Source organism: Intestinibacter sp. (assembly GCF_051866655.1).
Lineage (GTDB): Bacteria > Bacillota > Clostridia > Peptostreptococcales > Peptostreptococcaceae > Intestinibacter.
On record NZ_JBJDXL010000277.1, the window covers coordinates 1 to 4075 of the forward strand.

Consider the following 4075-nt stretch of genomic DNA (forward strand, 5'->3'; position numbering starts at 1 on the left):
AAGTTCTATAGTATTTTCACTTGGATAATTAATTTGTATCTTTACTATTCCTTCTTTTTTAGCCCTGCTTAAAGTTCTCGAAACAGTAGCCCTAGATATATTTAACTTTTTTGAAATCGCATCTTGACTCATCTCATCTTTATAGTACATATCGACAACTTTTATCATAAATCTTTCGTCTTTACTGCTCAATATTTTCACATCCCTATTCTCAATATATAATCTTCTTTTACTAATTATATATAAAGCTGAAATTTATTGCAATATTGTACAAATGTCAAAAAAACAGGATATGGCGAACCATATCCTGCTAAAAAAGGAGTAACATTGAAAAAATTATCTAGCTTCTAAACTGCACAAACAGTCAGTTTAAACTTCTTCAAGTAAAATTTTACTTAAACTAACTAAATCTTATACTTAAAATATAATCCCTAAACCTTAATTTAATATTACCTAATTATTAAGTTTTTATTAAAATTCTATTTTTAATTTTCGTCCAATTTATCGCATTTCTCCAATTGCTTTAAAAAATCTCTTTCAGAGTTTTTAAACATAAATAGAAATACAACACATAAAATTCCACTTGCAACTAAAATAGCTTTTTCCAAATACATATTAGTCAAAATACCACCTATGCATGCTCCTACAATGAAAAAAAACACTATTCCATAAGCTTGAGTACTTTTTTTCATTTTAACTTTATCCTTTTCCACAACTGATATGTATATTTGTTCAGTAGCCGTTCTTAAATTTCCTGTACACATTGTCGTTGCTAAATTTGTTCCGTTTACTTTTCTAAAAGCCTCCACCTGCATAGCGCAAATAAATGAAATAGAAACATTTACAACTACATCATAAATTCCTGTTGGAACAAATGATATTATAAAAAGAATTATTATCTCTGCCCCTATTATAATTTGTCTCCAATGGATAAAAGTAGGTTTTGGTTTTACTCTGCTTTTAATTATTTCTGTCAATATTATACCCGCTATAAACGCTATAACTGGAACAAAATGGTACAAAGCTCCCTTAAAGTCAGATTGCGCTAAAGACAATCCTACTAATACAGTATTTCCTGTTTGTGAATTAGAGAAAACCTCGCCTCTACATATGTAAGTATATGCATCTAAAAAACCTCCTACAATAGCAAGCAATGCTCCTAGTCTAAACGATTCTGACACTTGTTTTTTATGCTCAACCTGCATATATATAATCTCCCTTCACTTTTTATTTCTATATTTAATTAAATTTTTAATATATATTACTTAATTATAATTCTTATAATCCTAATTCTTCCTTGCATTCTTTAAATGCTTTTAACGCTAAATCTAAATCTTCTTTTGTATGACATGCTGAAATTTGTGTTCTAATTCTAGCCTTTCCTTTAGGTACTACTGGATAGTAGAAGCCTATTACATATATACCTTTTTCTAACATTTTTTGAGCAAATTTTTGAGCAACTAAAGAATCTCCTAGCATAATAGGTACTATTGGATGTTCACTTTCAATTATATTTAATCCTATTTTTTTGATGCCTTCTCTGAAGTATTTTGTGTTTTCTTCTAGTCTATCTCTATATTCTGTACTTCTTGAAAGAATTTCTAAAGTTTTTATACTAGCAGCCGCTATAGAAGGCGCTAATGTATTTGAAAATAGATATGGTCTTGATCTTTGTCTAAGTAAAGCTATTATTTCTTTTCTACCACTAGTATATCCACCACTAGCTCCACCTAGTGCTTTTCCCAATGTTCCTGTAATTATATCAACTCTACCCATAACATTTCTGTACTCATGAGTTCCTCTACCATTTTTACCCATAAATCCTACTGCATGAGAATCATCTACCATTACCATTGCATTGTATTTTTCTGCTAAATCACATATTCCCTCTAAATCAGCTATTATACCATCCATAGAGAAAACACCATCAGTTGCTATTACTTTGTTTTTTGCTCCCTCTTGATCTGCTTTTATAAGCATTTCTTCTAGAGATTTCATGTCGTTATTTTTGTATCTATATTTTTTAGCCTTTGAAAGTCTAATACCATCGATTATACTCGCATGGTTTAATTCGTCACTTATTATAGCATCTTCAGCAGTTGTTATAGTTTCAAATAAACCACCATTTGCATCAAAGCATGAAGTATATAATATTGTATCCTCTGTTTGTAAAAATTCACTTATTTTAGCTTCTAATTCTTTATGTATTTCTTGTGTACCGCATATAAATCTAACAGATGACAATCCATATCCCCATTTATCGTAGCTTGCTTTTGCAGCCTCGATTATTTCTTGGTTATCTGCTAAACCTAGATAGTTATTTGCACACATGTTTACTACTCCATTAGCCTGTGTAGTGTCTATTTTTGATTTTTGTGGAGTTGTTATAACTCTTTCATCCTTCCATAAACCACTTGATTTTATTTCGTCTAGTATTTCTTGATAAAATTGACTATTATACATAATTGCTCCCCTTTCAATTACAGTATTTTTTCTACACATTTAGTATATCATAAGCATTTATATATTAAAAAATCTTTATCATTTTTTTCCAAAAACTATTGCAAAAAATTTTTTTTAGTGTAGAATTATTGTTAACTTATTTATTATTTTTAGTTAACGTTAATTCAAAAAGCAAAATTTTAGGAGGATATTTTATGAAGCTTTCAACTAGAGAAATTATTCTATGTGGTTTATTTGCAGCATTAATATCTGTATTTGCTCAAATATCTATTCCACTACCTTTTACAACTGTACCACTTACATTACAAATATTCGGCATTGCTATAACTGGACTTATATTAGGGTATAAATGTGGATTTATAGCAACTTTAATATACTTAGTATTAGGGGGAATCGGAATTCCTGTATTCGCTCAATTTTCAGGAGGTGTAGGAGTTCTATTTGGACCAACTGGTGGATTTTTACTTGGATATCCTTTAATGGCATTTATAATCGGATATACTAAAGAAAAATTCAATTCTCATATTTTAACTGCTATTAGCATGGTTGTTGGATTAGCAGTTGTTTATGCATTTGGTACAATTATGTTCTCTTTTGTAACTGGAAATACAATAATGCAAAGTCTGCTTTACTGTGTAGTTCCTTTTGTATTAGTGGATTTATTAAAATTAGTTTTAGCTGATATAATCGGTGAAACTGTATGTAAGAGAGTATTTTCAACTTTAAATTTTAACTAAAATAAAAGGGAATTACTGATACATCAAAACATATCAATAATTCCCTTTTCCATATATATGTTAGTTGGTTGGTTAAAAGAATATATTTTTCATATTGTATTATGCTACTCATAATATAATTTTTTATCCTATTTCAATCATCTTACCATTTCTTGCGTATATGATTTTTTCACATACATTAGTAATATGATCTCCAATTCTTTCTAAATATCTTCCTACAAATAAAAGCTTTACACCTTGATTTATATTTTGCTCTGGATTTTCATGCATAACTCTCAAGCAATCTTCTCTTACTTTGTAGTAAAGAACGTCGATTTCATTGTCTATAAGAGCTACCTTATAGGCTAAGTCTGCATCTTGATTTATAAAAGCAGTCTTCAAACTTCTAAACATATCTAAACAATGCTCAGTCATCTTTGGTATATCGACTAATTCCTTTATATAGTCTTCACCTGCAATTGATACTACTTCTGAAGCTATATTTGCTGCATAGTCTCCAATTCTTTCTAATTCAGTTGATATGTCAGATAAAGCGTATATTTCTCTTAAATCCTTTGCCATAGGTTGTTTTAATGCCATCAATTCTATACTTCTATCTCTAATATATTCTCTTAATATATCTATATCATCGTCGTTATTTATAACCTTTTTAGCTAAATCTACATCCTTATTAATCATACTTTTAACAGATAATTCTATAGCTTCTTCGCATTTATCCATCATTCTATTTATATATTCTTTTAAAGTTTTTATATTCATCTCTAAATTTGTACTTGCCATTTCATATCTCCTTAAACCATAGTTTGTAATACTTAAATTTTAACTGATTTAAATTTTAACCGAATCTTCCTGTTATATAATCCTCTGTACGTTTA

5 protein-coding genes are annotated in these 4075 nt (G+C 28.8%); 1 reads left to right on the forward strand and 4 read right to left on the reverse strand.

Annotated features, from left to right (window positions below):
- The 3 genes from ACI3VO_RS08250 to ACI3VO_RS08260 all read right to left on the reverse strand — a co-directional run.
- On the reverse strand, window positions 1-201 hold a 201-nt coding region (locus tag ACI3VO_RS08250; RefSeq protein ID WP_439757454.1), incomplete at its 3' end, for a sigma factor-like helix-turn-helix DNA-binding protein.
- Between the two features lie 284 nt (window positions 202-485).
- Window positions 486-1205, reverse strand: a complete 720-nt coding sequence (locus tag ACI3VO_RS08255) for a YoaK family protein (protein WP_439757455.1) — start codon at window positions 1203-1205, stop codon at window positions 486-488.
- Window positions 1206-1278: 73 nt separating this feature from the next.
- Window positions 1279-2463, reverse strand: a complete 1185-nt coding sequence (locus ACI3VO_RS08260; RefSeq protein ID WP_439757456.1) for a glycine C-acetyltransferase — start codon at window positions 2461-2463, stop codon at window positions 1279-1281.
- A 194-nt stretch (window positions 2464-2657) separates the two neighbouring features.
- On the opposite strand from ACI3VO_RS08260, the gene ACI3VO_RS08265 reads away from it, so the two are divergent.
- The gene (locus ACI3VO_RS08265) at window positions 2658-3200 is read left to right on the forward strand and encodes a biotin transporter BioY (protein WP_439757457.1); all 543 of its coding nucleotides are present in this window, start codon (window positions 2658-2660) and stop codon (window positions 3198-3200) included.
- Between the two features lie 123 nt (window positions 3201-3323).
- On the opposite strand, the gene phoU is transcribed toward ACI3VO_RS08265, so the two are convergent.
- Complete coding sequence (phoU, locus tag ACI3VO_RS08270) at window positions 3324-3980, reverse strand: phosphate signaling complex protein PhoU (protein ID WP_439757458.1); 657 nt, start codon at window positions 3978-3980, stop codon at window positions 3324-3326.
- Between the last annotated feature and the right edge of the window lie 95 nt (window positions 3981-4075).

Coding starts and splice junctions, on each gene's coding strand:
- ACI3VO_RS08255 (WP_439757455.1), bottom strand. CDS start 1,205: ATGCAGGTTGAGCATAAAAAACAAGTGTCAGAATCGTTTAGACTAGGA.
- ACI3VO_RS08260 (WP_439757456.1), bottom strand. CDS start 2,463: ATGTATAATAGTCAATTTTATCAAGAAATACTAGACGAAATAAAATCA.
- phoU (WP_439757458.1), bottom strand. CDS start 3,980: ATGGCAAGTACAAATTTAGAGATGAATATAAAAACTTTAAAAGAATAT.
- ACI3VO_RS08265 (WP_439757457.1), top strand. CDS start 2,658: ATGAAGCTTTCAACTAGAGAAATTATTCTATGTGGTTTATTTGCAGCA.